The sequence below is a fragment of the Ottowia oryzae genome (assembly GCF_003008535.1).
In the GTDB taxonomy this organism is placed as follows: Bacteria; Pseudomonadota; Gammaproteobacteria; order Burkholderiales; family Burkholderiaceae_C; genus Ottowia; species Ottowia oryzae.
This window is the reverse complement of record NZ_CP027666.1, coordinates 670,291-695,831: the sequence shown is the minus strand read 5'-3', so window position 1 is coordinate 695,831 and position 25,541 is coordinate 670,291. Positions and strand designations below refer to the sequence as shown.

Here is a 25,541-nt window from a genome sequence, read left to right as displayed (position 1 = left end):
GCGCTGTGCGGGTTTGCAGATCGGCGCATACTGTATATACTGACAGTATGAGTGCCGTACTGAAGAAGCTGATGGTGCTGGCGGACGCAGCCAAGTACGACGCGTCCTGCTCGTCCAGCGGCGGGGCGCGGCGCGATTCGCGCGACCAGAAGGGCGTGGGATCGACCACCGGCACGGGCATCTGCCACAGCTACGCGCCGGACGGGCGCTGCATCTCGCTGCTCAAGATCTTGCTGACCAACTGGTGTGTGTACGACTGCCTGTACTGCGTCAACCGCGTGTCCAGCGACGTGCCGCGCGCGCGCTTCACCGTGGACGAAGTGGTGGCGCTGACGCTGGATTTTTACCGCCGCAACGTGATCGAGGGGCTGTTCCTCAGCTCCGGCATCATCCAGTCGCCCGACTACACGATGGAGCAGCTGGTGGCGGTGGCGCGCACGCTGCGCGAAGTGCACCACTTTCGCGGCTACATCCACCTCAAGACCATTCCCGACGCCAGCGAAGAGCTGCTGGCCGAGGCCGGGCGCCACGCCGACCGGCTGAGCATCAACATCGAGCTGCCCAGCCAGCCCGCGCTGGACACGCTGGCGCCCGGCAAAAGCGGCACGCAAATCCGCAGCGCCATGGCGCACATCCGGCTGCGGCTGGACGAGCACCGCAGCGCGCGCCAGCACGACGGGCGCATCCGCTCGCTGCCCGGCGCCCGGCCGCGCGCCGTGGCCACGCCGCGCTTTGCGCCCGCCGGGCAAAGCACGCAGATGATCGTGGGCGCCGACGGCTCTAACGACCGCACGCTGCTGCAAACCAGCGCCGAGCTGTACGGCGGCTACCGGCTGCGGCGCGTGTACTACTCGGCCTTCAGCCCCATCCCCCACGCCAGCGCCCGGCTGCCCGGCATCGCCGCGCCGCTGATGCGCGAACACCGCCTGTACCAGGCCGACTGGCTGCTGCGCTTTTACGGCTTTGAGGCGCATGAGCTGGTCACGCCCGGCGGCATGCTGTCGCTGGAGAGCGACCCCAAACTGGCCTGGGCGCTGGCGCACCCCGAGCGCTTTCCCATCGACCTGAACCGCGCGCCACGCGAGGTGCTGCTGCGCGTGCCGGGCCTGGGCGCGCGCACGGTGGCCAAGCTGCTGCAGGCGCGCCGGGTGCGCCAGCTGCGCCACGCCGATCTGGAACGCCTGGGCGCACCCGGGCGCAAAGCCCTGGGCTTCGTGCGGCTGCCCGACCACCGGCCCGACCCGCGCGCGGCGGCGGCGTGGCCATCGACGGCATCGCCTGGTTACGGCGCGGCCAGCGTGCCACGCCAGGGCGATCTGTTTGCGGCGTGAGCGGCAAGGCAACGGATAGACGCGCCGCGCGCCGCTCTACCGACCGCCCATCAGCGACACCGCTCAGCACGCCCCGCCACCGCGCACCAACGCCCTGCCCGCATGCCCCGCTACCTGGTCGAGCTGGACCCTGAAAACCCCGGCCCCACGCTGACCGCGCTGCACACCCTGCTCTTGGCCGGCGTGGCGGCGGACGATGTGCAATGGCGCGCACTGGACAGCGTGCAGGCCGAGCTGTTCAGCGCCACGCCAGCGCTCGCCGACGCCGACGACCACGGCGCCGCGCCCCCCAACGACGATCACGTTGATCCGGCCGCGGGCCGCATTACGCCTGCCCCACCGGTGCTGCACGCGCCCGTGCGGTACCCGCCGGACTGGGCCGCCGCGGGCCTGCCGCCAGCCTTTCACGCGCTGGCCAGGCTGGTGGCCATGCACAGCGATGCCGACCGCTTCACGGTGCTGCACCGCATGGCGCAGCGCACGCAGGCCGACCCACGGCATTGGCACGACACGCTGGCGCCCGAGCACGCGCGGCTGCAGGCGCTTGCACGCCAGGTGCGCCGTGAGATCCACAAGGTGCACGCCTTCGTGCGCTTTCGGCCGGTGGACACCCCCACCGGCGTGCGGCATGTGGCCTGGTTCGAGCCCGAGCACGCGGTGATGCGCGCGGCCGCGCCGTTCTTCGTCAAGCGTTTTGCGGCGATGGACTGGTCCATCCTCACGCCGCGCCTGTCGCTGCACTGGGACCGCCAGCGGTTGCGCCACGAAGCGGGCGCGGCCCACGCCGACGCCCCCTCGGCCGATGCCGGCGAAGCGCTTTGGCTGGCCTATTACGCCAGCATCTTCAACCCCGCGCGCGTCAACCCGGCCGCCATGGCCCGCGAGATGCCGCGCCGCTATTGGGCGGCGCTGCCCGAAGCGCGGCTGATCTCGCAACTGGTGCGCGAAGCGCCCGAACGCAGCGCGCGCATGCAGGCATCGGCCAGCCGCAACCTGCGCCGTCTACCGATGGCGGCAGTGCCCCCCATCCAACGCGCGCCACCCACTCCGCAAGCGCGCCTGCAGGACCTGGCCCGGCGTGCCCGCCATTGCACCGATTGCCCCTTGGGCCCCAAGGCCACGCAAACCGTGTGGGGCGAAGGCCCGGTGGGCGCCACCTTGATGCTGGTGGGCGAGCAGCCGGGCGACCAGGAAGACCTGGCGGGCCAGCCCTTCGTGGGCCCGGCCGGCCAGTTGCTGCGCCGCGCCATCGCGCAGCTGCGGTGGCCGGTGCAGGCGCTGTACTTCACCAACGCGGTCAAGCACTTTCGCTTTGAACTGCGCGGCAAGCGGCGGCTGCACAAGACGCCCGGCCAGCGCGAAGCGGCGGCGTGCTCGCAGTGGCTGGAGGCCGAGATCGCCGCCGTAGCGCCGCAGGCCATCGTCGCGCTGGGCTCTACCGCCGCCAGCAGCCTGCTGGGGCGCAGCGTTCGCGTGGGCGACTGCGCTGGGCAGTGGCTGCACCGCAGCGACGGCCTTGCCGTATGGGTGGTGCACCACCCCGCCGCGGTGCTGCGCCGCGCCGAATCTGGCGCGCCGGACATGGCTGCCTGGGTGCGCGCATTGGCCGGCGCCTGGCCCGAAGCGGCGACATTCGACGCGCCGGATTGAAGGGCCGGGCAATGCGTGAAGACGCGATCACGCTGGCGCTGGCAGCTTCGTTGCTAGCTCGACGTCGCGGCGGAATGTGTAACAACGCCGTGGTCGAATCCGTTGGCCTGCGCGCGGTGCGCGCTGGTCTGCAAACACGCACTTGCTGCTCGCCCGCCAGCGCCCTGAACGGCGCCCACAGTTTGTCCGGTCGAACAACCACTCGCTATGACATAAATAGCGCGTTGCGCCCGCCAGTGGTGCGATGCAACCATGTTTGAACCATATGCTAATACCAGTTGAACGCGATGCGAAGACATGTGAAAAATGTCGTGGTCGCCCCCTCACAAGCCCTGTGACCGCACGGCTGTGACCGTGCAATTTGTCGCGCAGCGGCGCAATGTCGGTGCGCCAAAACGGCCCATGAATGTCACAGTCACGTTTGTTTACCTACCAACGACAGCACATGCCGCTAGGCAAGGAGAAGATATGTCAGCCAAAAAAGTACGCGTGGAATTCCTGGACGGCTCTGGACAAGGCGTGGCCGGCGTGCCCGTCAAGGTGACGGGTTGCGCCGAGCTGCACTCGGCCCCCACGGGCCAGGCCTTCTTCCTGGTGGAAGACGAAAACTTTGCCGTGTTCGCCAATGGCAAAGAGGTCTACAAGGGCACGCTGTCCAGCCTGCCTGAAAAGATCGTGTTCCATCAAGACGGCGCCAGCTGGAAAGCCGCCTGATTGCGCCAGGCAAGGGCGACCGGTTCGCCCAACCGCCACGAAAGCACGGCCCCTACGGGCCGTTTTCCTTTGGGCCATCGGTTGCTGCACGGCGGATGCGCCTGCAGCGCGCAAGGCCGGTCGGTGAACGATGCCGCGCTCAGACGGTGCCCTGGGGCGGCACCACGCGCGCCTAGCCCTCAGCCCGCCTTCACGGCGGGCAAGCGCAGCACGGCCAGCGCGCCGCGGTCGGTGCGTGAAGGGTCGCTGGGCGCGCGCCGCGCCACGGCGTTGCCGACTTCCACGTTGCCCTGGTGCAGCGTGGCGATCTCGCGCACGAAGGACAAGCCCAGCCCCGTGCTCTTTTTTGGAGAGCCCGGCCGGGCCAGCGAGAAGAACTTGTCGAACAAGCGCCCCTCCGCATAGGGCGGCACACCGGGGCCATGGTCGCGCACGGCGATGCGCGCCATGCGGCCTTCACGCGCCAGGGTGATCACGATGTCGGCCGCGCCATCCGAGGGCGCATCGGCATCGGCCAGGGCCGCTGGTGCCGTGAACTCCACGGCGTTATCCAGCAAGTTGCCCACCGCGCGGCGCAACAGAAACGGGTCGCCGTCCACCGCCAGATCGTCCTGAATGCGCACGTCGATGCGCAGGTGCGGCGCCTTGGCGCGGGCACCGGCGGCCAGCTGTTGCAGCATGGGCGCCAGGGGCACGCGCTGCTGCTCGCGCAGCATGCGGCGGCTCTCCAGGGCAGACAGTTCGGTCATGCGCTCCACCACTTCTTGCATGCGGTGCGATTCGTGCGCGATGTTGGCAGCAAAGCGCGCCGCCTGTTCGGGTGGCATGCCAGGCTCTTGCAGCAACTCCGCCGCGCCGCGCACGGCCGAGATCGGGCTTTTCAGCTCATGCGTGAGCTGGCGCACATAGTCCTGCACATAGTTGCGCCCGGCGATGGCGTCGCGCACCTCGTGTGCGGCGGCGCGGGTCTGCGCGCGCAGCGCGCGCCAGGCCCGGCGCGGGCTGAAGCGCCTGCGGCCATCGCCATCGCGCCACCACGCGGTGCGCAGCGCAGCCAGCACGTCGCTGGTGATGCCCAAGGGGCGTATCAGCAAAAATGAGAGCACCATCGCCAGCAGCAGCGCCGACAAGCCCGACACCAGGCCCACATAGATCACATTGCTGCGCGCCGCCGACACGAACTGCCCGAAACTCTGCACCGGCTTGCCCAGCGTCAGCACGCCGACGATTTCGCCGTTCCAGCGGATCGGCGCGCCCACGTACATCACGGTGCTGCTCGCATCGCTCGGCACATCGCGCGTGGTGCGCGCACCGTACTCGCCGTCCAGGGTTTCGCGCACGTCGCGCCATTTGGAAAAATCCTGCCCCAGCGCCCGACCGGTGGAGTCGTACACCACCACGCCATGCCGGTTGGTGACGTAGGCACGCAGGTCGACGCGCGTCTTGTGCAGCTGATAGACCTGGGCCGAAAAGCGGCGGGCGTACAGGTCGCGAAAGATGCCGGAAATGCGGTCGGTGGGCAGCGCGCCGAATTCCACATCCTGCTCGATCACCGTCGCCATCAGCTGCGCGGTCTCGATCAAGCCTTCCTCCGCCGATTCGCGGTAACGCGGGTCCAGATCGGCCAGCAACTGGTACAGCAGCGCTGCCATGCCGATGGCGTACACCGCGATCAGGGCGAGGAAGATGCGGGTGCGGCGGCTCAATGTTGCATTCCAAGGCCCGGGGCGTTCGTGCGCAGGGCAACGGGGTACGAGTCAGTCGGAGGGGCGCGGTAAACACAGGCGCCCTTCAACGGGCGATTTTCGGAGTCTCGACGCAGTTGGCCGTGACGCACTGCCGCAGGCACCCTGCTCCAGATTGGGACAGTGTCACGGTCGGGCTCCGTGTAGCGGCCGATGTCTCCAGGCAAATTCGCTGGCACCGGTCTTGCAACATTATCGACTTTGCCGCGATTGGCCCACCGAAGGAGAACCGTCATGCTGCGTCGAACCATGGTGTTGTCGGGTCTGGTGGCTGCGGGCAACGCATGGACGCAAGAGCAGAACACGGACCGCACTGAGGGCGACCCGCTGGGGTCGATGCAGTGGCCGGGTTTGCGCCAGCAGTACCTAGGGCAGGATCCGATGCGGTTCACGGACGCAGTGATCGTGCATACCCCTGCCTTTGCCGACGACGCGATGAACGTGCCACTGCAGGTCGACGCCCGCAAGCTGGCCGCCACGGGTGGCGGCGTGCAGCGCATTCGGGTGATCGTGGATCGCAACCCGATCCGCGAAGTGCTGGAGTTTGAGCCAGAGCGCGCGCTACCGATGCTGTCGTTTCGGATCCGGCTGGAGCAAGCGTCCCCGGTGCGCGCCATGGTTCAAACGCGCGATGGTCGGTGGCACGTGGGCGGCGTGCTTGCCCAAGCGGCGGGAGGTGGTTGCACGGTACCTGGCGCTTCGAGGGTCGACGGCTCTTGGAAAGACACGCTCAATCAGGTGCAGGCGCGCATCTTTCCCAACGTCGTGGAAGGCAGCCGCCGCCTGCGACTGCGCGTGATGCACCCCATGGACACCGGCTTGGTCGCAGGCATTCCTTCGTTCCATATCGACCAGCTGGAGCTTCGCGATGCGAACGACGTTGTGTGGTGGAAGCTGACGCTGCATGAGCCAGTTTCAGAGAATCCGATGATCTCGTTCGAACTGCCGCTGGAAGGACCTCCATCGTTCCGGCTGCTGGGGCGAGACAACAATGGCAACAAGATTGACGCACGGGTGCCGGCATGAGGCGCCTGCGCTTGTTCAGCCTGGCCATTCTGGCGATCACATTGGGCTTTGATGCTCATGCCCAGGACGCCGCTGTCCGCTTAGCGAAGGCAGATCACTCAACGCTTGACTACCGCTTGGAGCCACGCCGCATCGCCGAGCACACCTGGGTCATTGAGGGCGCGGTAGAGGATTTTTCGCGCGGCAACGGCTGCAACATCATCAACACCGCCTTCATCGCCACAGGCGATGGCGTGGTGGTAATCAATACCGGGCCATCGCGCCTGTACGGCGAACAGCAGCGCCGCGCCATTGCCAAGGTGACGAGCGAGCCCGTGCGTCAGGTGCTGAACCTCAACTTGCACCCTGACTACTTCCTAGGCAACCAGGCCTGGGCGGACCGCCCCACGATGACGCTGCCAGGCACCGTAGCGGGCATGCAAAAGGAAGGGGCGATGTACGAGGACAACCTGTACCGTCTGTGCGGCGACTGGATGCGCGGAACGCAAGCCACGCCGGCGCGCGAGACACTGCTGCCGCAGACGTTGACGCTTGGGGACCACGTGCTGGAGCTGCGTCGCCTGAGCGGTCACACCGCAGACGACCTGGTGGTGATTGACCGCCACACAGGCGTGCTGTTCGCCGGCGGGCTGGTCTTCGCCGATCGCGTACCCACCACGCCGCATGCGGACCCAGAACGCTGGCTGTCCAGTCTGGACACCCTGCAGAGGTGGCACAGCCAGGGCGAGTTCAAGCTGGTGGTGCCGAGTCACGGCCCTGTACACAACGGCACGCGCGGACTGGAGCAGACGCGTGATTGGCTTCAGTGGTTGCTTGCGGTGATGCGCGAGAACGCCGCGCGCGGAGTGGATCTGAGCGAGCTGTTGCGCTTGGATGTTCCCACTCGATTTGCCGGCTGGGCCGCACAGCCGGCGGAGTTTCACCGCAGCCTGGTGCAGTGGTACCCGCGTGAAGAGCAGCGCGCGCTGGACAGCGGCAGGCGCTAGAGCGGCGCGTGCCGTGTTCACTTTCAACCTGCGTGTGCCGATATGTCGCCTGCGCTGCGTCAATGTTGAACAGTGTCACAGCCGCACGGAACAGTTGTAGCCCAGCGCAGCAAGCAAATCGCTTGGCATGGTTGTTGCCACTTTCATGGTGCGCCACGTCGATGGTGCGTCACCCACAACATCCACACCGATACCACCTAACTACTATGCGCGCTGCACTTTTTATCAGCCTCTTGACGGTCGGCACCGCCGGGTCGGCTACTGCTGGAGATCTGGACGTTGCTGCCGCGACAGAGCTGGCCAAGTCCACCGGATGCTACAGCTGCCACTCAGCCAAAGAGAAAATTGTCGGCCCGGCTTTCAGCAGCATCGCCGAGAAGTATGCGGACGACAAAGGCGCCGTAGCGACGCTGTCTCAATCGATTCAGATGGGGTCTACCGGAAAATGGGGCCGCGTTGCCATGCCCGCGCACGCGAGTCTGAAGCCAGCCGAAGTCAAGCTCCTCGCCGAGTTCGTGATGTCCACCAAGCGGTGACCGCGTTGCGCTCGCAGCCTGCGCCGCACCCATGCACCCTGTTGGGCGCGGCGCGCATGACACTCGCACCCGCAGAGGGCCTGGAGAGCTTGCACCTGAAAGCCACCGCGGCGTGCTGGCTTGGCTACCATGCGTACGCTCGCAGTCTCTGGGAAAAGCTGGCGCACGCTGGTGATGCCGAGGCGATGTGTCAGCTGGAGCACTTGGCGGCCATGGGCTTGGCCGAGCCGCGCAGTGCATCGCACGCGCAGACTTGAGTCATTCGAACGCACCTCGCTCGCCGCACCGAAGCAGGCACCTGCGCAGCGTCAGCTCATCGGTCCCAGATATCTCTGCTGATCGCTGCGTACCACGACGCACCGTAGCGCGCCTCGGCATCTCGGAATGCCGCGTCGGCATCCAGCGGACTGATGCCGACCGAATGCGGTACGTCCACCACCCTGCCAGCTTCCGCCCGGTAGACGCCCGCCACCGAGATGCCATAGCCAGGCCCGATCAGGCTGTAGCACGTGTTCGCGTACGAGGCCTCCGGGCTTGGCAAGCCCATCAATTCGGCAGCGAGCCATGCAGCGACCAACTTGCCCTGGTTGTTGGCGGCAAAACCAGATTTAGGCATGGGCCCGGCAAAGCTGGCATCGCCCACGACGTGGATACCTGAGGCTTGCCGCGCCTCGAAGTTCTCGCCTTTCACCGGCACCCAGCCGGTGGCGTCCGTCACGCCCGCTCGATGCGCGATCAGGCCCGCCTTCTGCGGTGGAATGACATTGAGCACCGAGGCCTTGTGGCGCGAACCAAAGACGGTTTCCACTTCCAGCGCTATAGCATCGACGCGTGCGACCTGTCCGTCTTGTGCCAGGCCCTGCCATTCGATCATGTTGCCGTAAAGCGCTTTCCAGCCCTGCAGGAACAGGGCCTTCTTCGAAAAGTTCTGCTTCGCATCCAGCAGCAGGATCTTGCTGCGCGGTTTGTGCTGCTTGAAGTAGTGGGCCACCATGGCCGCCCGCTCGTAAGGGCCGGGCGGACAACGAAACGGATTGTCGGGAATCGTCATGATGAACAAGCCCCCATCCGGCATCGCCTCCATCTGCCGGCGCAGCAGACGTGTCTGCGCGCCGGCTTTCCAGGCGTGGGGGGCCCGGTCTGCTGCTGCCTCGTCATAGCCCTCCAGCGCGTTCCAGCGAAGATCGATGCCGGGCGCCAATACAAGCCGATCCCAGCGCAGCTGTTCGCCGCCTGAAAGCACCAAGGTGCGCCGCGCGACATCCACATCCTCGGCCCGTGCATGCACCACGTTCACGCCCGCACGGCGCAAGCCGTCGAAACCGTGCGCAAGGCTTTCCCAGGTACGCAGACCGGCGAGGTACAGGTTGGAAAACGGACAGGTGTAGAAGCGTTCAGCAGGTTCCACCAGCGTGACTTGCACGGTGGGGGCAAGCTGCTTCAAGTAGCGTGCGGCCGTCGCACCGCCAAAACCGCCGCCTACGACGACGACATGCGCCGCGGCGGCCTGCGCGCGCACGATGGAAGGCGCAGCCAGGGCAACCACCGCGGCACCCAGCATGCTGCGCCGCCGTGTGGTCATCGCGGGCTCGCCTGGCGCGACGCAAACCATTCAGCCAAGGCTCGGATCTGCGCTTCGTCATAGCCTTGCATCAGAAGCGGCATGATCGTCATGGCAGCAGTGGTCTGCGCGGGACCGTTCCCCTTGAAGCCGCGCAAACGAGTGAGCAGGTGCTCTGCACTGAGCCCATTCAGAGAAGGGATGCCGCCTGGTTCCGGCGAAGGGGCATGGCAGGTCACACAAGTAGCGGCCACGACTGCCGTATCCCACACCGCATGCCTGACGTTGCCCCCATCGGCGACAGCACCGCTCGAATGAAAAGCTATCGCGCAGACAAGGGCCGCCGCTGGTCCGCCTGATGCCCGTGCGCGGCGCGGCCGCCCTTCAGACAAGCCAACCACGGCGCGTTCCTTCGTCAATCAACGTTTGCACCTGTGTGGCGATTCCCGAGGTTTCGAACAGCTCCTCCAGCTCGTTGACGATGGCCTGCACGGTATGCCTGCCATCGCAACGCCGAATGATCTCTGCCGCACTGTCGTTGAGCTTCATCACGCCATCGGGCAGGAACAGCATCCATACGGCGTGGGCCGGCTCGTACCGCATGCGCAGGTGCTCGGAAAGAAGTGGCAGGGCGGTGTTCATGGACGAAGAAAGGATCGGCTCTTGTGGTGCGGGTACCCTCCAGGAGACGGCGTGTTCGGGATGGAACCGTCCGGTCTTGGCCACTGACACGCCTTATTCTTTGGGCGCGTTCTCAACGAATGTCCGCACCGCCCACACCACTTCCGGCTCCAGAATTCCCTCCCATGGGGGCATGTGAACGATGCCAAATTTTTGCTTGCCATAGCGAACAGACTTGATGAAGAACGCATCTGCGTCGCCCATGCACCGCGCACGCAGTGCCATGTCCTGAACACGTCGACAGCCGCTGCCCATGCGGCGCAGGTCGGGCGCAGGTGATCGAGAGCCGTTGGCGTCGGCGCCATGGCACTGCGCGCAGGCTTGATTGAACGCGCTTCGACCGATCGCTATCGCGTCCTTGTTGGCGCGCAGCGGATTGGGCTCTTCCCAGGTCTTGGCGGCGGCCGGTAGTCCGGCGGTGTCCACCTGAGGCCTGACGATCTCGAACGCGCTCGCCGATTGCGAGGCAAGAACCGTAGCGAGCAGGAGCAGCGAAAGGATGCGCATGACAGTTTTCATTCCCATTCTTTCTTGCAGCCCTGGCAACCTTCCATGTTTGACTCATGGAACAAGGTGTAGCGCACGAAATTGCCTTCGAACACGGCGTCCTTCAAGTTGGTCGCGGCCAGCTTTGCTTCCTGCAAGTCGTTGGAGATGAAGCGCGTGCCCACGAACCAGGCGTGGTTGAAACGCGCGAGCTCCAGGTTGGAGCCTTCAAACAATGCGCCGGAAAAGTCTGATCGCATCAATCGCGCGCCCTCTAGATCCGCGCCGACGAAGCGTGCCTTCTTGAAGTCGGTGTTGGCTGCGGTCGCCTTGGAAAGCCTCGCGCCGGTAAGGTTGGCCCCTTCCAGATTAGCGGCGGCAAGGTTGGCCCCTCGCAGGTCCGCTCGGGTGAGATCGGCGCCGCGCAGGTCTGCACCTGCGAGGTTGCGACCCACCAGATTCGCGTGCCGCAAATCAGCCCCCGGGCAGCGCGTGTAGGTCCAGATGGGGCAACCGTTGATGACCAGCGTTTCGATCGCCTCATTCGCTGGGTGCGCGCCGACATCGCCTGTGGGCTGAGCCGACACCGTGACACTGGCGAGTGCCGCCAGCATCACGGCTGCGCGCCGCAATAAGAGCGCAGCAGTCTGCTTCATGGTCTTAACCCGGGCTTACCTGCTGGCCACTTGCTTGGGCAGCTTGAACACCCACATCGATCCACCCTGCGTGACCTGCTTGGTCAGCTCAGCCATGTCGCCGCCCCAGAGTGGCACCGCGCCGCCGTAGCCCGACTGGATGCCCACATACTGCTCGCCATCCATCTGCCACGTGATCGGAACGGAAACCACGCCCGATCCGGTCTGAAACTTCCACAGCTCCTTCCCGTTCTTGGCATCGAAGGCTTTCACGTAACCGTCAGATGTCCCGGTGAACAAAAGGCCGCCGCCGGTAGTGAGCGTGCCGGCCCACAGCGGAAACTGCTCTTTGTGTTCCCATGCGATCTTGCCGGTCTGCGGATTGATGGCGCGCAGGATGCCGACATGGTCGTCGTACAGCTTCTTGATGCGAAAGCCCTGACCCAAGTACGCTGCGCCCGCCTTGTACGTGATCTGCTCGGACCAGTAGTCCATGGCCCAGTGATTGGCCGGGATGTAGAACAAACCGGTGTCGGGGCTATAGCTCATCGGCATCCAGTTGGTGCCGCCAAGGAACGGTGGCGAAACGAAGACGCTGTCGCCCTTCTCCTGACCTTCCTTGGGCTCGGGCGGACGATTGCCCTTCTCATTGGGAAGGCCGGTCTTGAGGTCAAAGCCCGAGGCCCAGGTGATGCCGTCCACGAAGGGCCAGGCATTGATGATGGCGTTCTGCTTCCAAGGATGACCACCGTCGGCTTTGGCGAGTTTCTCGCGGTCGGTCACGAAGAAAAAGCCATTGCGGTCGGCGTGGGCAGATGCCTTGACAGTCTTGCCGGTCGTCTTGTCCTTGTAATCGAACAGGAGCACGGAGTTGTTGCCGGAGAAATCCCAGGCGTCGTTGGGCGTATGCGAGAAGAACCCCTTGAGGTCGCCAGTCGTCGGATCGATGTAGGCCTGACCCGAGGTGTACAGGCTGGGCCAGTTGCGCGGGTCGTCACCCTTGGCCGTGCGCTTCCAGGTGTTCCAAGGCGCTGGGTTGCCGGTACCCACGATGATGGTGTTGGTCTCCACGTCGAACGACGGTGTTTGCCACGGCGCACCGCCCCCCTGGCTCCAGGCCTCCGCCTTGCCGGTGGGGGAATTGGGGTCGTTCGGCCAGGTCGGCGCCTTGGGATCGCCTGTAGGCGTGCTGGGCTGACCGTTCAATCGACCCACATGGCCTTCCACCAGTGGTCGTGCCCAGATCTCCTTGCCGGTGTCGGGGTCTCGCGCGTAGAGATAGCCCACCACACCGAATTCGTCGCCAGACGATCCATGCACCAGCAGCACCTTGCCGGTCTGCTTGTCCTTGATGATGAAGGGCGCACCGGTCATGGTGTAGCCCACCTTGTGGTCGCCGAACTTCTCGTTCCACACGACTTTGCCGGTCGCGCGGTCCAAAGCGATCACGCGCGCATCGAGCGTACCGAAATACACCTTGTCGCCGTAGATCGCAGGTCCGCGATTGACCACGTCGCAGCACGGCCGGATATCCTCCGGCAGTCGGTGCTCATAGGTCCAGAGGCGCTTGCCGGTGCGCGCGTCGATCGCCACGAAGCGCGAGTAGGAGGCTGTCACATACACCACACAGTCGTGCACGAGCGCCTGTGCCTCCTGGCCGCGCTGCTTCTCTCCGCCAAAGGAGTAGCTCCACGCCGGAACAAGGCCTGCCACGTTCTTGGGGTTCAGCGTCTTCAGCGGGCTGTAGCGTTGGGCCGTCAGCCCTAATCCATAGGACAGCACGTCTTCGGTGGTCTTGGCGTCGTTTGCAATGTCTTCCCAGGTCACTGGCTTGACCGCGAACGCGGGAAGACTGACGGTGGCTGCAATCGCCAGACACAGCGTGTTCAAACGCATGGGGCGGAAGGCCGATGTGGACATGTGGTTTGCTCCTCGTGTGGTTGTAGATGATGGCCATCCAACATCTGCAAAACACATGCCATCGCCTGGCAGGCAGGCTCCGCTGCTTTGAACCGGCGCTCCCGTTCAAATGTGGAGCGGAGTGTGGCGCGCGAGCTGTTCAAATACGGAGCACCGCGGCGCAATGTCCTGAGCGCCGCAGCCTATGTCATCGCATGCGGCGAATGAGCCCGTCCTTCAAGACGACCTGGTGGTACGCGAAGGCCAGCACATGGGCCGCGATGAGAACCAGCATGGCGTAGACCGAGACCTCATGCATGATGCTGAAGAACGCCTTGGCAGAGTCCCAGCGCTCGGCCAGCTGGGGCAGTTTCATGCCGAAGAATCGAATGGGGTAGCCCGAATACATCGAACCCAAGAAGCCCGAAACCGGCGCCATCAGCATCAGCAGGTACAGCAATCGGTGATTGGCAATGGCCAGCGCGTGTTGCGTGCGCGGCAGGGGAAATTCAATGACACGGGGGCGCAGGACCGCCCAGGCAAGCCGAACGAGCACCAACATCCCGAGCAACATGCCGATGGATTTGTGCAGATTGAACCAGGCGGCCCGGACTCCGCCAGCGTCCTTGGGCAGGCCGGTCATCCAGATGCCCAGCACAAGCTGGGCCAGCAGCATCACGGCCATGAGCCAATGCAGCCCTACCGAAAACCGGTCGTAGCGATGTGAAACGGGCGCGGGTACTTTCATCTCGGCGTCTCCATGGACTTGTGTCATGCAGCGCAGCAGCGTGCGCATGCCCTGTGCGGGAGTTGCGCAGCGCTGCCGAGCCTCAGTTCAGCAGGTCGGGAGGAAGCAGGTTCTTCTTGCGGTAGATGGTGTTTCGTGACACCCCAAGCGCCTTGGCTGCCGCCGACACATTGCCCCTGTGAATGCGCAACATCTGTGCCATCGTATTCAGGGTGACGTCCTGCAGACGCACGCCGTCGGTGAACACTTCTTCAGAGTTCGCAATGGCGACGGGCGCAGAAGCGATCACGCTGGCCTCAACAGCCAACGGGGCGTTGTTGGCGATGCTCAGCTCTTCGAGAAAATCGTCCGGCAGGTGCTCCGCATCGATCACACCATCGGTGTCCACCATGACAACGGCCGTGCGAAGCAGGTTATGCAACTGGCGCAGGTTGCCTGGCCAGTGGTAGCTGGCCAGCAATGTCATCACGTCCGAAGAGATGGTGATGTGCGGCTCGCCCTCGCAAAGCGATTTCAGGACTTTCTTCACCACGACTTCAAAGTCGGTGCGCTCGCGCAATGCAGGCAGCCGCACCACCAGGCCATTGAGGCGATAGTAAAGATCCTCTCGAAACTCACCGCGGGAGATCATTTCCCTGATGTTCTTGTGGGTCGCGCAAACCACCGTGACATCCACCTCAACATCCTTTCGCGCGCCCAGGGGGCTGACCTTGCGTTCCTGCAAAACGCGCAGCAGCCGTGCCTGAAGATGCCTTGGCATGTCACCGATTTCATCGAGGAACAATGTGCCGCCATCGGCCTGCACGATCTTGCCAATCGCACCCTTCTTGCGCGCGCCGGTGAATGCCCCTTCCTCGTAGCCAAACAACTCGGCCTCGATCAAAGTCTCAGGAATGGATGCGCAGTTAACGGCGACGAAAGGCATGCGCGCGCGCGCCGAATCGTTGTGGATGGCCTGCGCCAGCAGGTCTTTGCCTGTACCGGTTTCACCCAGGATCATCACGGGGATGTCGCGATCTACGATGCGGCGCAGCTTCTGGATGACGGATTTGATCTGCGCGTCTCCAGTGTCGAGATACTGCAACGACGACAGGTGCGGCTTGCAGCGCGACTGCGTTGGCGTGGCCGTGCGAGCCGATGGCGGCGTGGCGCCGCCCTCCTGCTCGACGGGCGCGAGCGAAGGATGCGACCATGGCCCAGCGGGCTTGATTTCCGTCCGGCACCAGACCGACACCCCGTTGTGCATTCCGAGCTGGCGCGGTATCGACGCTGAGCCGCTGAACAGTTCGAACAGTGCGGAAATGGGCAGATTGAAAAGCGAAGAAAAGGTGTGCGCCTGCAGGGCGTGGTGCGACAGGCCCAGTTGGAATTGCGCGCTGCGGTTGGCCGAGATGAAGCGCCCCTCCGGCGAAAACACCGCTATGCCTTCCACCAGCGTGCCGAGAAACTCCGGGCGCGAATGAAAGTGCAGCCGCACCGCCTTGGGGAAACTGCCCGCGAACATATGGTTCTCGATCAGTTGAGCCGACATGCGCACCAGGGCCAGCGTGTGCTGGTGATAGCTGCGGTGATCGCCCGTGACGTCGAGGGTGCCGATGACTTGGCCATGCGGGTCGAAGATGGGCGAGCACGAGCAGGTGAGCGATTGATTGGCGCTCATGTAGTGCTGGTTGCCATGGACCGTAATGGCCTCCTCCTCACTGAGTGCCGTACCGATGGCGTTGGTGCCCTTGGTTTTTTCCGACCAGTCGGTGCCAGGCACGAGGGCCACGCGCGAGGCTTTTTCCAGAAAATCGTTGTCCCCGAGTGAGTGCAACACCATGCCTTGCGCTGAGGTCAATAGCACCATGCTGTGCGTATTGGCGATCTGCCCGTAGAGCGTCTCCATGATCGGCGCGGCATGCTGGAACAGGAAGCGGTTCTCATCCATTGCGCTGCTCATGTGGCCGCGACTGGGACTGGTGTAGTCGGGCTCTTCATGCACGGACACGCCGTAGGTCTGTGACCGGCGGTTGGCCTTGTCCAAAACTTCAGCAACGTGATGATCCGGCGCTGCTGGCTGGGATGCGACGCCTGTCTGCGCCGGAAAGCGACCGACGGATTCAACGATGGGCATGTTGACTTGTCTCCTGCGTGAGGCTCTTGGTGCCTGCGAAGCCGGTATTGATCCGGATGGCGTGCTGCGCGTGGCGCAGCTCACAAGCACGGCCTTGCTTTAGTTGTGCTCGCTGTCTACGGGATGCTTCTTGTTATGAACGGCATTCTCTGTATCCGCAAGCTTGCCTACAACTGGGATATCTCCCAGGGCCTCCTTCGGTCCAGCGCGCAGAAGCGGCGAGCTGTTCCACATTGGAGCAAATGGGACCTGAAGTGCTGCAGTTTGAAGCACGCCTGGCTCAATGGTTGAAACACCGGAGGCCGTGGCTTGCTATTTGCTTTTCATGGGTAGCGATTTGCTTTCTTATTTTTCCAACAGGAGACACCCGTGAAACGCTTTTCTTCCGACCCTCCCCAGCGCCCTGGATCAGCCATTCGCCGCTATCTGCTGCCCATGGCCTTGGCATGGGGCTTCTCGTCGGCCGCCCTGGCGCATGGCGACATGGTGCCGCAGGCGGTGGACACCAGCAGCCTGCCGCAGCTGGGCGCCAAATGGCTTGAATCAAACCCCTATGACAAGGCCAGCCCTGCGCGCGGCGAGGCCCTGCGCATCGGCAGCTCGGCCTACAACCAGAACTGCGCCAGATGCCACGGTCTGGAGGCCCTGTCCGGCGGCATTGCGCCCGATCTGCGCAAGTTCGACGACGACTGCATCAGCCTGGCGGATGCGGCGAAAAAAGCGGCCTGCTTCAAGGAGATGGACGACTACTACGCTGGCACGGTACGCCGCGGGCGCACACGTGACGGCCGCGTCTACATGCCTCCTTTCGAAGGTACGCTGACGCAAGAAGCCATTTGGGCTATCCGCTCTTACCTTGAAGATCGCCGCGACAAGACAAAGTGATCCAGCACATCTGCCAACAAAAGGGGCTCCTTATCGGAGTCCCTTTTTTTGTCGATATCCCTGCCCTGATGGATCAGCCGCCCCGTCTGGCATGAACTCGATACCCACGCAAGGCGTGATCAACACGCGGCCGAGCGGTCGTGCCTTCAGAACTGGTACGCCGCAGTCACCCCCAGCATCCATTGCCTGCCCGGCGCACTTTCGTAAAAGCGCCCATTGCCTTCGTTCACGATGACAGAACCAACGTATTTCTTGTTGGCCAGGTTATCGACACGCGCGAACGCATCGACCTTCCAGCCGCCAAAGCGCGCGGTATAGGCGCCGCTGACCCCAAAGACGCCGTATGCCGGAGCCCGCACGGAATTGACATCGTTGGCGGCAACAGCGCCTACGTGACGCCAGTCAATGCCTGCGCGCCAATGGCTGGTGGGCTTCCAGTCCAGCGAAAGAAAGGCCTGCGTGCGCGCAGTACCCGCGATGCGCTTGCCCGCCGGCACGCAAGTAGCGCCCTTGGCATCGCAAAAGCCTTGGCTCAGCGTGGCATCCAGCCAGGTGAAAGCGGCGTTCAGCTGAAGTTGGCGATCAATCCAGGTCGTGTTGCTCAGCTCCAGCCCTTGCCGTCGGGTGCGGCCCGCGTTCTGGAAGCTGCTGCGGCCGCCGGTGTTGTCGGCCACCACGATTTCATTGCGCGTACGCGTCTGGAAGACCGCTGCAGTCCACTCTCCGCGCACCGCATCCCCGAAGCCATAGCGCTGCTTCCAACCCACTTCGGCGCTGACCGACGTGGCGGGGCGCAAGCCGAAGTTCAAACCCGGCAGCGAGCCCGGCCTGTAAGAGATCTCGTTGAACGTCGGGGTTTCGAAACCACTGCCGACCGACGCGTAGACATTGGCGCTGTCGCTGACGCGGTGCTGGAGCGACAGCACGGGCAACACGCGGTGAAAGCCAGTGTTTCCGCTGTCGTCGCCATTGCCGTTGGCGATGTACTTGTCGCGCGATTGAAGCTGCACGTTGCTCCAGCGCAGGCCGGCCAGCGCCGTCCAATCGGGCGCGAAGCGCCACGAAACCTGGGCATAAGGGTCGATATTGGTCAGCGTGTTGCGTTCCTTTCGGCGCAAGGCGCCCTCGACCCCCAGCACGCCGTTGCTGAAATTGTTGTAGCCACGGCGGTCCTCTTCCACAACGTTGGCGGCCAGGCCAGCCACCAGGCTGAATGGGCGCGCCGCAACTTCCGTATCGTGCGCCCAGCGCAAATCCATGCCGCCATAGGTGCGCTTCAGATCAATCACGCCGCCCGCGCTGGTGGCCGCCTGTTGCGATGCGGCAGGCGTGGACTGGTATTGCACGATCTCGCGTTCGCCCGCGTAGACCATCATGCGCAAGGTGTTGGCGCTGTCGATCCGTCGCTCATAGGTCAAGCCCGCCTGGGTCTGGCGGGTGTTCTTGCGGGCGTTGTAGTCGATCGGGTTCTGCGCAACCGCACGCGCATTGGCGGTCCAGTCGGCGGGGGTCACGCCACCCGGGTCCTGCGCGTTCACCGATACGTGGCTTGCCACCAGCGTCAGCTGGCCGTCCGCGCCAACCCGGGTGTCGATCCGCGCATTCAGCAGGTTCTTGTCGGCGGCGCTCTGCCGGCGCCAGCCGTCGGTCAGGTAGCGGCTGGCACTGATGACATAGCCGATGCCCTGGCTTTCACCCTGCGCCTTGAGGCCCAGGCGCTTCTGGCCATCGCTGCCGACTGCGAAGGTGCTCTGGACACGGGGCGCGCCTTCACCTCGCTCGGTGTAGACGTTGAGCACGCCACCGGCCGAGTTGCCATACAGCGCAGAGTAGGGGCCGCGCAGCACCTCGATGCGCTCCGCCGAAGAAAGGTCTATGTTGCTGATCTGCCCCTGCCCGTCCGGCATGGTCGAGGGAATTCCATCCACGAAAACCTGCACCCCGCGCACGCCGAACGTGGACCGAGCGCCATGGCCGCGAATAGACAGCTGCAGGTCTTGCGCGTAGTTCTGCCGGTTCTGCAACAGCAGGCCGGGTACGCCTGGAAGGGCTTCCGACAGGTTCACCTGCCACTGGCGATCGCGCGCGCGCTCACCGTCCACCACGGTGATCGACGCAGCGGTTTGATCCAGTGTCGATGGCGCCAGCGTGCTGCCCACGGTCACATCCGGCAGCGTGGGGACGTCGGCCTGCTGTGCGACGGCCACCTGTGCCATGGCCATGAGGCCACCCAATGCCACGGTCTTCAGTGGGTACGGCGCGCGCGGGGCAATGGCTGGCATGGGATTCCTTGTCTCGTCGATGTTTTTTTCGGTTGGAGCATCTGTTTACACATACCGTGCCATGACGCTCGACGGCGAGAACGGGACACCTGCAGCGCGCAGGCCGCATGCGGTGCTGCAGTTTGGAACACCCACTGTTCCAGATCGGGCAGCCTGCCCCAGCACTGACAAACGACCCGCCCCACCAAAGGCGCATGTTCGCCGCATTCACCCGCGATTCGCTTCAAAGGTCAATTTCTCCCCTTGAAGCTCTTAAGCGATGAGCTCCGGCGCCAAGCCTCAGCGGTGCGGCAAAGCAGCGCCCGGCATCAACCGTCGCGCAAGGCGTAACCCACGCCCCTCAAGGTGCGAATCGGGTCTTGATCATCCCGCACCGCACGCAGCTTGGCGCGCAGGGTTTTGATGTGGGCGTCCACCGTGCGGTCGAAGCTGTCGCCCGGGTCGTCCCACACGCGCTCCAGCAGTTCGTCGCGGGTGTACACGCGCCCGGGCCGCTGCAGCAGCGTAGCCAGCAAACCATATTCGTAGCGTGACAACACCAGCGACTGGCCGTGAAAACGAATCAGGCGGCGTTCGGCATCGCATTCCAGCGCGCCGTGGCGAACGATGTAGTTTGCTTCAAATTCAGTAGCTGCTTGCGCAGTAGAGATGGGCGCTGGCGGTTGATTCAGCTCAGAGTCATGGGTGGTTGCGGGCGCCACCAAGCCCCCATCGTCCGCGCCTTGCGCGCGCTGGCTGCGCCGCAGGATGGTGCGCACGCGGGCCACCAGTTCGCGGGGTGAAAACGGCTTGGCCACGTAGTCGTCTGCGCCCAGCTCCAGGCCAACGACGCGGTCGATCTCGCCGCTGCGCGCGGTCAGAAACAGCATCGGCACGCGCTTGCCACCAGGCAGATCCTGCAGGCGGCGAAACAGCTCAAAGCCGTTCATGTCCGGCAGGCCGACATCCAGAATCACCAGGGCCGGCGGCGCGGTGGTGAACTGCGCGATCGCATCTCGCCCGCTGCCGCAACACACGGGCGCAAAGCCATCACTGGCCAGCGCGTACTGGATGGTGTCGGCGATGCCCGGCTCGTCTTCCACCACCAGGATGGTGGGTTTGACCGAAGCGGCAGGGACTGACGACATGCCCGCGATTCTAGATTGCTACAAGATAGATAGCTGCTCGCGCAAGCAGCTACGGCACCAGAGGCTAAATTGACTTGGAATCGAGAGGTGCCGAGTTCGAGTACCGCATGGCTGCAGACTCTCATCATGCAGCGTCCACTCCACCCGACGCCAGATTCGCTCACCCCAACCGCGCGCGAGCGAAGCGACGCGCCCCAGCGAACGCCGTTCCCGGGCCTGCGCCGGGAACTGGCGTTGTCCCCCCTCCCGAAGCGCGTAGCGCGAAGAGAGCGGGGGGAAGGCGCGTCAGCGCCTCAGGGGGGTGTCGTTCTTCTCCGGCAGCTCGATCTTGACCTCCAGCACTTCCAGGTCTTCCTCGCGTTCGAGGTTGACCTTGATGTCCTTCGGATCGATCTTGACGTATTTGCTGATCACCGCGATCAAATCGCGCTGCAGATCGGCCAGGTAGTCGGGCTCAGCCGCGCCGCGGCCGCTGCGTTCGTGCGCCAGGATGATTTGCAGGCGTTCCTTGGCGACGCTGGCGGTCTTCTTCTTCTCGCCCAGGAAAAAGGAGAGGAAGGACATGGCTTACTTGCCTCCGAACAGGCGCTTGAAAAAGCCGGGCTTCTCGGCGTCGATGTAGCGCATGGGCTTGTCGGTTTCGCCCAGAAAGCGGTCGATCACATCGAGGTACGCTCCGGACACGTCGGTGCCCTTCAGGTGCACGGCGGGCAGGCCCTGGTTGGAGGCTTGCAGTACGGCTTCGCTTTCGGGGATCACGCCGATCAGCTTGATGCGCAGGATGTCCTGGATGTCCTGCAGGCTGAGCATTTGGCCGTCGGCCACGCGGTTGGGGTTGTAGCGCGTGATGAGCAGGTGCTCCTTGACGGGCTCTTTGCCGTCGATGGCGCGTTGGGTCTTGCTGCCCAGCATGCCCAGGATGCGGTCGGAGTCGCGCACGCTGGAGACTTCGGGGTTGGTGACCACCAGCGCCTCGTCGGCGTAGTGCATGGCCATCAGCGCGCCGGTTTCAATGCCGGCGGGCGAATCGCAGACGATGTACTCGAAATCCATCGCGGCCAGCTCGTCCAGCACTTTCTTCACGCCTTCCTGCGTGAGCGCGTCCTTGTCGCGCGTCTGGCTGGCGGCCAGCACGTACAGGTTCTCGCACTGCTTGTCCTTGATGAGCGCCTGGGTCAAGTTGGCTTCACCCTGGATGACGTTGATCAGGTCGTACACCACGCGGCGTTCGCAGCCCATGATCAGGTCGAGGTTGCGCAGGCCGACGTCGAAGTCGATCACCGCGGTCTTGTGGCCCTTCAGAGCCAGGCCAGAGGCGAAGGCGGCGCTGGTGGTGGTCTTGCCCACACCGCCTTTGCCGGAAGTCACTACGACGATTTTTGCCATGTCGGTTTACCTTGTTGAATGGGGCAACGCGTTGCGTGCGTGGGGCGCTGGTGACGGCATGAGGCACGCACCGGCCGCCGCTTGGGCGGTTCGTTGGGGTGCCTGGCCCCGCCAAGGCCCTTTTGCCTGAAGCCGTTGGGCGGTGTTCATTGCTTCACCGGCTCAAAGATGAGTTTGTCGCCTGCGTCGGTCGACTGCAGCCGCACGGTGGCGGCATGGCCCCACACGGCTTCGGGCAGCGCTTCTTCGCTGGTGCGGTACACGCCGCTGATGGAGACCAGCTCGGGCTTCATCTCCAGCGCGAAGATGCGCGCCTCGGGCCAGCCGCGCGCACCGGCGATCGCCCGTCCGCGCAGCGGCGCGTAAATGTGGATGTGGCCGTCCGCAATGACCTCGGCACCGGCATTGACCATGGCCATCACCACCAGGTCACGCCCGCGCGCATACACCTGCTGGCCAGAGCGCAGCGGCTTATCGATGACCAGGGCGCCCGGCGGTGGGGCGTCCAGCGCGTCGTGTGCGGCGGCGGGGGCCGGTGCGGGGGCCTGGGTGGGCGCAGGCTCGGCGGGGCGGGCGCTGCTTTGCACGCGCACGTCTGGCGCGGCCAGCAGGCCGGCGGCCACCGCCTGTTCGGTTTGCCGGGCATTGCCTCCGCGCACGGCCAGCGGGCGCAGCCGGTGGGCCTGCAGCAGCGCGATCAGGGCGGCGAAGTCGATATCGACCGATGGGGCCTGGCCATCTTCGCCGGCCTCGGGCTGCAGCGCCGCCAAGTCCAGCACCAGCAGGTCGTCTTCAAAAAAGCCGGGCTTGTCACCGTACTGCGCGCGCAGCTCGTCCGCCAGCACCTGCAGATCGGGCGACTTCAGGCGCAGCGCCAGCAAGGGCAGGCTGGCGCTTTTGATCTCGAAGGTGGTGGGGCTGCGGCCGGTCAGGGCAACGGACATGGGGGCGTGAAGAAAAGAAGGTGTTGGCAGCCGCAACCCGAAGACGGGTGGCGCGCAACCGGGCGATCTTAACAGCCCCGCCGCGCGCCGAAGCGCCTGAGGACAACGGCTGTGTAACGGCCCATGGCCAAGGCAGCCGCTCGTGGCTTCGCCAGCGCGCCCAGGCCACGGTTTATCCCCGGGAGAGTTGTTTTTGACTTCTTCTTAATGACTTCTATCTCTAAATAGTCGTAGTAGTAGAAGGCGCGCCAAAGTGGGGATAAGCACTAAATTCCTTGGCCTGACAGACAGTTGCCGTCGTCCAAACCCTGTGCAGAGCCACCGGAGCCAGGCCGCCGCGAAAGGGGACAACCCAGCGCAACCACGATGTCTTGTGGATAAGTGGCCACTTGTTCGCTCGCTTTAGGCAGGCTTATCCACAGGCCTGGGCGAACCGGTCTTGGCGCTTTTTCGCACCGCGCGGGCGACGTGGAGGAAAAGTGGTGAGGACGCGCGTAGGTGCCGATTGCCTGGCGCACGGATCGGGCGGGCACAACGAAATCACCCGCTCGAGGCGGGTGATGCAGTGGTGTGTGTAGGGTGCCTGCCAGGGGCGCAGGCGGAGGAAGCTGCTTGGCGGTTCAGCCCAGCGGCGGGCGCCCAGAGGCCCAAGCAGGCTGTGCCGTGGCCGCCCGTCAGGCTGTCAGTGCTCCAGCACCCATTGGATAACCATCTTGGCGATGAAGCCCACCATGCCGAAGGCCAGCGCCAGGAACAGCACGAAGGTGCCGAATTTGCCGGCCTTCGATTCCCAGGCCAGCTGGGCGATGATGAAGACCATGTAGAGCATGAAGGCGCCCACGCCAATGGTCAGGCCGAACCAGGCGATCTGCTCTTCGTTGAAGCCGAACATCAGGATTGGCCCTCCGGCGGCAGGCGCTCGGCCAGGGTGCTGGTGTCCACCAGCGCGCGAAACGCGTACCAGCTGGCGTGGCCCAGCCACGGCATGATGATGACCAGCCCCAGCAGGCCGGTGGCCATGCCCAGCAGCGTCAGCCCCATGATGAGTGCCGCCCACAGCGCCATGGCGGCGGGGTTGGTCAGCACGGTTTGCCAGCTGGTCAGCACCGCCTGCAGCACGTCCACGCGGCGGTCCAGCAGCAAAGGCATGCTGACTGCGCTGGACGCGAACAGCGGCGCCGCCAGCAGCGCGCCCATGGTCAGCCACAGCTCGAACAGGTAGCCGCCCGGCGCCAGCACCACGTAGCGCAGGAAGTCCAGCGGGGTGTTGACGGGCTGCGGCGCCAGCGCGGTGATCAGCGCGGCCGAGGTCAGCACCCAGCCCGTGCCCGCCAGCGACAGCAGCAGCCCGAAGCGCACCAGGCTCCAGTAGCCGCCGTGCACCGCAAAGCGCGAGTACTGCCAGCGCGTCCAGGTGCGGGCGATGGTGTGCAGGTTGGCCGGCTCGCCCCGCTCCAGCGCGCGGCTGAGCGCGTACAGGCTGGTGGCCAGCACCGGCGCGACCACCAGAAAGCCCGAGAACGCCCCCGCCAGCAGCCAGAACTGTTCGCGCGCCAGCCACACCAGGAAGGCGCCGAACAGCGCCAGCGCCACGCCGTGCATCAGGCTGGGCCAGCCGATGCGCCAGACGTCGCGCCAACCCTGGGCCAGCCAGTGAAAAGGCGCCGACAAGGGCACGCGGCGCACGGCGGGCAGCCGCAAGGTGCCGGGCGCCGGGCGCGGCGGCATGGGGGGTGGCGGTGGGGCGGTGTGGGGCATGGCGATCAGCGGACGTCCAATGGCCAGGGCGCGCCAGCGGCTGGGTGTGCCCCGATGAATATGAAAACTATAGCTGCTTGCGCTGGCTGCACCAGCGCTGGAGGCTGTTTTGATCTGAAAATGCGGCCCAGGCTTGACGTGGGTCAAGCCTGTGGGGCTGGCCTGCGGCGAGCGCGCAAGAAAAACGCCAGCCCTGGCGCAAGGCCGGGGCTGGCGTGGGGTTGGCGCAGGCAGGCTGCCGGGCGGGTGGGCCGACGCCGCCGCGTGGGCCAGCGAGGCCGCCCTGGCACGGCGCGCCCCTGCGCGATCTGCTGATTCAGCCGATCACGCGCTTTGCCGCTCAGCGGGGGCCAGGGCCGCCCTGGTCGCCGGGACGGCCGTGCGGGCCATGCATGCCGCGGGGGCCGTCGCCGCGCGGGCCGTGGCGCATGGCACGCTGGTCGAACACTTTTTGCTGTTCGGCCGACAGCTGCGCATAGAACGCCTTGGTGGCGTCACCGCGCTGCTTCATACGGGCCTGGTGCTCGGCGCTGCGCTGCTCCATCAGGTCGATGCGCTGCGGGGTGGTCAGGTTCTTGAAGGCCTCGCGGTCCATCGGGGGGCGCTCACCGCGGGCGGGCGGCTGCGTGGCGGCGGTGAAGGTGTTCCACGCGCCTTCCTGGGCGGCGGTCAGCTTCAGGGCGGCTTTCAGCTCGGCCTGGCGCTTGGCGTGGTGGTCGGCCATGCGCTTTTCGCGCGCGGCGGGGTCGCGCAAGGCAGGGCGGGCACCGGGCGCGGCTTCGCCAGCGGCGGGCGCGACGGGCGCACCTGGTGCCGCAGCGGGGGGCGGCGGTGGGGTTTGGGCCATGGCGGCGGCGCCGGTGGCGGCCAGCAGGGTGGCGATCAGAACTTGCTTGGGTGCGAAAACCATGGTGATGGCCTTTCTAGTACAGATGAAACCGCTTCACGAAGAAGGTGTGGCCCCGGGCCGGTGGCTGAAGCCAGCCTGCCTTGAGCTTGGTGTGAAGTCTGCGCACCCGATGTAACCCCCGCATCGCTGCGGCGT

At 65.1% G+C, this 25,541-nt stretch carries 24 protein-coding genes; 7 read left to right on the top strand and 17 right to left on the bottom strand.

Annotation, left to right across the window (positions count from 1 at the left end; translation table 11 throughout):
- The first annotated feature begins 47 nt into the window (after positions 1-47).
- The 3 genes from C6570_RS03290 to C6570_RS03280 all read left to right on the top strand — a co-directional run bounded on the left by C6570_RS03290 (position 48) and on the right by C6570_RS03280 (position 3,695).
- Positions 48-1,331, top strand: coding sequence for a putative DNA modification/repair radical SAM protein (locus tag C6570_RS03290; protein WP_106701947.1), 1,284 nt, complete (start codon positions 48-50; stop codon positions 1,329-1,331).
- A 102-nt stretch (positions 1,332-1,433) separates the two neighbouring features.
- Positions 1,434-2,981, top strand: a complete 1,548-nt coding sequence (locus C6570_RS03285) for a UdgX family uracil-DNA binding protein (protein ID WP_106701946.1) — start codon at positions 1,434-1,436, stop codon at positions 2,979-2,981.
- Positions 2,982-3,449: 468 nt separating this feature from the next.
- Complete coding sequence (locus C6570_RS03280) at positions 3,450-3,695, top strand: hypothetical protein (protein WP_106701945.1); 246 nt, start codon at positions 3,450-3,452, stop codon at positions 3,693-3,695.
- 179 nt (positions 3,696-3,874) lie between these two features.
- On the opposite strand, the gene creC is transcribed toward C6570_RS03280, so the two are convergent.
- Complete coding sequence (gene creC / locus C6570_RS03275; RefSeq protein WP_106701944.1) at positions 3,875-5,401, bottom strand: two-component system sensor histidine kinase CreC; 1,527 nt, start codon at positions 5,399-5,401, stop codon at positions 3,875-3,877.
- A 273-nt stretch (positions 5,402-5,674) separates the two neighbouring features.
- On the opposite strand from creC, the gene C6570_RS03270 reads away from it, so the two are divergent.
- From C6570_RS03270 to C6570_RS03260, 3 genes are all read left to right on the top strand, one after another.
- Positions 5,675-6,466, top strand: a complete 792-nt coding sequence (locus C6570_RS03270) for a quinoprotein dehydrogenase-associated SoxYZ-like carrier (RefSeq protein ID WP_106701943.1) — start codon at positions 5,675-5,677, stop codon at positions 6,464-6,466.
- Between the two features lie 11 nt (positions 6,467-6,477).
- Positions 6,478-7,452: a quinoprotein relay system zinc metallohydrolase 1 gene (locus tag C6570_RS03265; RefSeq protein ID WP_425437908.1), complete on the top strand. Its 975-nt coding sequence runs from the start codon at positions 6,478-6,480 to the stop codon at positions 7,450-7,452.
- Positions 7,453-7,658: 206 nt separating this feature from the next.
- Positions 7,659-7,988, top strand: a complete 330-nt coding sequence (locus C6570_RS03260; RefSeq protein WP_164675477.1) for a c-type cytochrome — start codon at positions 7,659-7,661, stop codon at positions 7,986-7,988.
- 313 nt (positions 7,989-8,301) lie between these two features.
- Here the strand turns inward: C6570_RS03260 and C6570_RS03250 are convergent, their stop codons facing one another.
- The 8 genes from C6570_RS03250 to C6570_RS03215 all read right to left on the bottom strand — a co-directional run bounded on the left by C6570_RS03250 (position 8,302) and on the right by C6570_RS03215 (position 16,114).
- On the bottom strand, positions 8,302-9,570 hold the full coding sequence (locus tag C6570_RS03250) for an NAD(P)/FAD-dependent oxidoreductase (protein WP_106701939.1): 1,269 nt from the start codon (positions 9,568-9,570) through the stop codon (positions 8,302-8,304).
- The gene (locus C6570_RS18535; protein ID WP_342747952.1) at positions 9,567-9,788 is read right to left on the bottom strand and encodes a c-type cytochrome; all 222 of its coding nucleotides are present in this window, start codon (positions 9,786-9,788) and stop codon (positions 9,567-9,569) included. Before C6570_RS18535 ends, C6570_RS03250 begins: the two co-directional genes overlap by 4 nt.
- A gap of 145 nt (positions 9,789-9,933) precedes the next feature.
- Complete coding sequence (pqqD, locus tag C6570_RS03240; RefSeq protein ID WP_106701938.1) at positions 9,934-10,191, bottom strand: pyrroloquinoline quinone biosynthesis peptide chaperone PqqD; 258 nt, start codon at positions 10,189-10,191, stop codon at positions 9,934-9,936.
- 93 nt (positions 10,192-10,284) lie between these two features.
- Positions 10,285-10,749, bottom strand: a complete 465-nt coding sequence (locus C6570_RS03235; protein WP_211297637.1) for a c-type cytochrome — start codon at positions 10,747-10,749, stop codon at positions 10,285-10,287.
- Positions 10,746-11,372 carry a pentapeptide repeat-containing protein gene (locus tag C6570_RS03230; RefSeq protein ID WP_211297636.1) on the bottom strand — a complete coding sequence of 209 codons (627 nt, stop codon included), beginning with the start codon at positions 11,370-11,372 and terminating at the stop codon, positions 10,746-10,748. Before C6570_RS03230 ends, C6570_RS03235 begins: the two co-directional genes overlap by 4 nt.
- Positions 11,373-11,387: 15 nt before the next feature.
- Positions 11,388-13,271, bottom strand: coding sequence for a methanol/ethanol family PQQ-dependent dehydrogenase (locus C6570_RS03225; protein WP_245896282.1), 1,884 nt, complete (start codon positions 13,269-13,271; stop codon positions 11,388-11,390).
- A 187-nt stretch (positions 13,272-13,458) separates the two neighbouring features.
- Positions 13,459-14,046 (bottom strand): cytochrome b, encoded by a 588-nt coding sequence (locus tag C6570_RS03220; protein ID WP_106701934.1) that lies wholly within the window; start codon positions 14,044-14,046, stop codon positions 13,459-13,461.
- Between the two features lie 34 nt (positions 14,047-14,080).
- On the bottom strand, positions 14,081-16,114 hold the full coding sequence (locus C6570_RS03215) for a sigma-54-dependent Fis family transcriptional regulator (RefSeq protein WP_106701933.1): 2,034 nt from the start codon (positions 16,112-16,114) through the stop codon (positions 14,081-14,083).
- A gap of 435 nt (positions 16,115-16,549) precedes the next feature.
- Between C6570_RS03215 and pedF the strand changes: the two genes are divergently transcribed.
- Entirely contained in the window at positions 16,550-16,999 is a 450-nt protein-coding gene (gene pedF, locus C6570_RS03210; protein WP_106701932.1) for a cytochrome c-550 PedF, read from the top strand.
- 146 nt (positions 17,000-17,145) lie between these two features.
- Here the strand turns inward: pedF and C6570_RS03205 are convergent, their stop codons facing one another.
- The 8 genes from C6570_RS03205 to C6570_RS03170 form a co-directional block, all read right to left on the bottom strand.
- Positions 17,146-19,281, bottom strand: a complete 2,136-nt coding sequence (locus C6570_RS03205; RefSeq protein WP_106701931.1) for a TonB-dependent receptor family protein — start codon at positions 19,279-19,281, stop codon at positions 17,146-17,148.
- 308 nt (positions 19,282-19,589) lie between these two features.
- A complete protein-coding gene (creB, locus tag C6570_RS03200) occupies positions 19,590-20,408 on the bottom strand; it encodes a two-component system response regulator CreB (RefSeq protein WP_106701930.1) in 819 nt (272 codons plus the stop codon).
- 285 nt (positions 20,409-20,693) lie between these two features.
- A complete protein-coding gene (gene minE, locus C6570_RS03195; RefSeq protein ID WP_106701929.1) occupies positions 20,694-20,972 on the bottom strand; it encodes a cell division topological specificity factor MinE in 279 nt (92 codons plus the stop codon).
- Positions 20,973-20,975: 3 nt separating this feature from the next.
- A complete protein-coding gene (gene minD / locus C6570_RS03190) occupies positions 20,976-21,794 on the bottom strand; it encodes a septum site-determining protein MinD (protein ID WP_106701928.1) in 819 nt (272 codons plus the stop codon).
- A 146-nt stretch (positions 21,795-21,940) separates the two neighbouring features.
- Positions 21,941-22,738 carry a septum site-determining protein MinC gene (minC, locus tag C6570_RS03185; RefSeq protein ID WP_106701927.1) on the bottom strand — a complete coding sequence of 266 codons (798 nt, stop codon included), beginning with the start codon at positions 22,736-22,738 and terminating at the stop codon, positions 21,941-21,943.
- Between the two features lie 682 nt (positions 22,739-23,420).
- A complete protein-coding gene (locus C6570_RS03180; RefSeq protein ID WP_211297635.1) occupies positions 23,421-23,630 on the bottom strand; it encodes a DUF2788 domain-containing protein in 210 nt (69 codons plus the stop codon).
- Positions 23,630-24,466 carry a DUF2189 domain-containing protein gene (locus C6570_RS03175; RefSeq protein WP_106701926.1) on the bottom strand — a complete coding sequence of 279 codons (837 nt, stop codon included), beginning with the start codon at positions 24,464-24,466 and terminating at the stop codon, positions 23,630-23,632. The genes C6570_RS03180 and C6570_RS03175 overlap by 1 nt, the downstream gene beginning before the upstream one ends.
- A gap of 370 nt (positions 24,467-24,836) precedes the next feature.
- Positions 24,837-25,406 (bottom strand): Spy/CpxP family protein refolding chaperone, encoded by a 570-nt coding sequence (locus tag C6570_RS03170; protein ID WP_106701925.1) that lies wholly within the window; start codon positions 25,404-25,406, stop codon positions 24,837-24,839.
- Between the last annotated feature and the right edge of the window lie 135 nt (positions 25,407-25,541).

Excerpts from the sequence above, each read along its gene's own strand:
- C6570_RS03290 (WP_106701947.1), top strand. The coding sequence starts at position 48 with ATGAGTGCCGTACTGAAGAAGCTGATGGTGCTGGCGGACGCAGCCAAG.
- C6570_RS03285 (WP_106701946.1), top strand. The coding sequence starts at position 1,434 with ATGCCCCGCTACCTGGTCGAGCTGGACCCTGAAAACCCCGGCCCCACG.
- C6570_RS03280 (WP_106701945.1), top strand. The coding sequence starts at position 3,450 with ATGTCAGCCAAAAAAGTACGCGTGGAATTCCTGGACGGCTCTGGACAA.
- C6570_RS03270 (WP_106701943.1), top strand. The coding sequence starts at position 5,675 with ATGCTGCGTCGAACCATGGTGTTGTCGGGTCTGGTGGCTGCGGGCAAC.
- C6570_RS03260 (WP_164675477.1), top strand. The coding sequence starts at position 7,659 with ATGCGCGCTGCACTTTTTATCAGCCTCTTGACGGTCGGCACCGCCGGG.
- C6570_RS03250 (WP_106701939.1), bottom strand. The coding sequence starts at position 9,570 with ATGACCACACGGCGGCGCAGCATGCTGGGTGCCGCGGTGGTTGCCCTG.
- pqqD (WP_106701938.1), bottom strand. The coding sequence starts at position 10,191 with ATGAACACCGCCCTGCCACTTCTTTCCGAGCACCTGCGCATGCGGTAC.
- C6570_RS03235 (WP_211297637.1), bottom strand. The coding sequence starts at position 10,749 with ATGAAAACTGTCATGCGCATCCTTTCGCTGCTCCTGCTCGCTACGGTT.
- C6570_RS03230 (WP_211297636.1), bottom strand. The coding sequence starts at position 11,372 with ATGAAGCAGACTGCTGCGCTCTTATTGCGGCGCGCAGCCGTGATGCTG.
- C6570_RS03225 (WP_245896282.1), bottom strand. The coding sequence starts at position 13,271 with ATGTCCACATCGGCCTTCCGCCCCATGCGTTTGAACACGCTGTGTCTG.
- C6570_RS03220 (WP_106701934.1), bottom strand. The coding sequence starts at position 14,046 with ATGCGCACGCTGCTGCGCTGCATGACACAAGTCCATGGAGACGCCGAG.
- C6570_RS03215 (WP_106701933.1), bottom strand. The coding sequence starts at position 16,114 with ATGCCCATCGTTGAATCCGTCGGTCGCTTTCCGGCGCAGACAGGCGTC.
- pedF (WP_106701932.1), top strand. The coding sequence starts at position 16,550 with ATGGCCTTGGCATGGGGCTTCTCGTCGGCCGCCCTGGCGCATGGCGAC.
- C6570_RS03205 (WP_106701931.1), bottom strand. The coding sequence starts at position 19,281 with ATGCCAGCCATTGCCCCGCGCGCGCCGTACCCACTGAAGACCGTGGCA.
- creB (WP_106701930.1), bottom strand. The coding sequence starts at position 20,408 with ATGTCGTCAGTCCCTGCCGCTTCGGTCAAACCCACCATCCTGGTGGTG.
- minE (WP_106701929.1), bottom strand. The coding sequence starts at position 20,972 with ATGTCCTTCCTCTCCTTTTTCCTGGGCGAGAAGAAGAAGACCGCCAGC.
- minD (WP_106701928.1), bottom strand. The coding sequence starts at position 21,794 with ATGGCAAAAATCGTCGTAGTGACTTCCGGCAAAGGCGGTGTGGGCAAG.
- minC (WP_106701927.1), bottom strand. The coding sequence starts at position 22,738 with ATGTCCGTTGCCCTGACCGGCCGCAGCCCCACCACCTTCGAGATCAAA.
- C6570_RS03180 (WP_211297635.1), bottom strand. The coding sequence starts at position 23,630 with ATGTTCGGCTTCAACGAAGAGCAGATCGCCTGGTTCGGCCTGACCATT.
- C6570_RS03175 (WP_106701926.1), bottom strand. The coding sequence starts at position 24,466 with ATGCCGCCGCGCCCGGCGCCCGGCACCTTGCGGCTGCCCGCCGTGCGC.
- C6570_RS03170 (WP_106701925.1), bottom strand. The coding sequence starts at position 25,406 with ATGGTTTTCGCACCCAAGCAAGTTCTGATCGCCACCCTGCTGGCCGCC.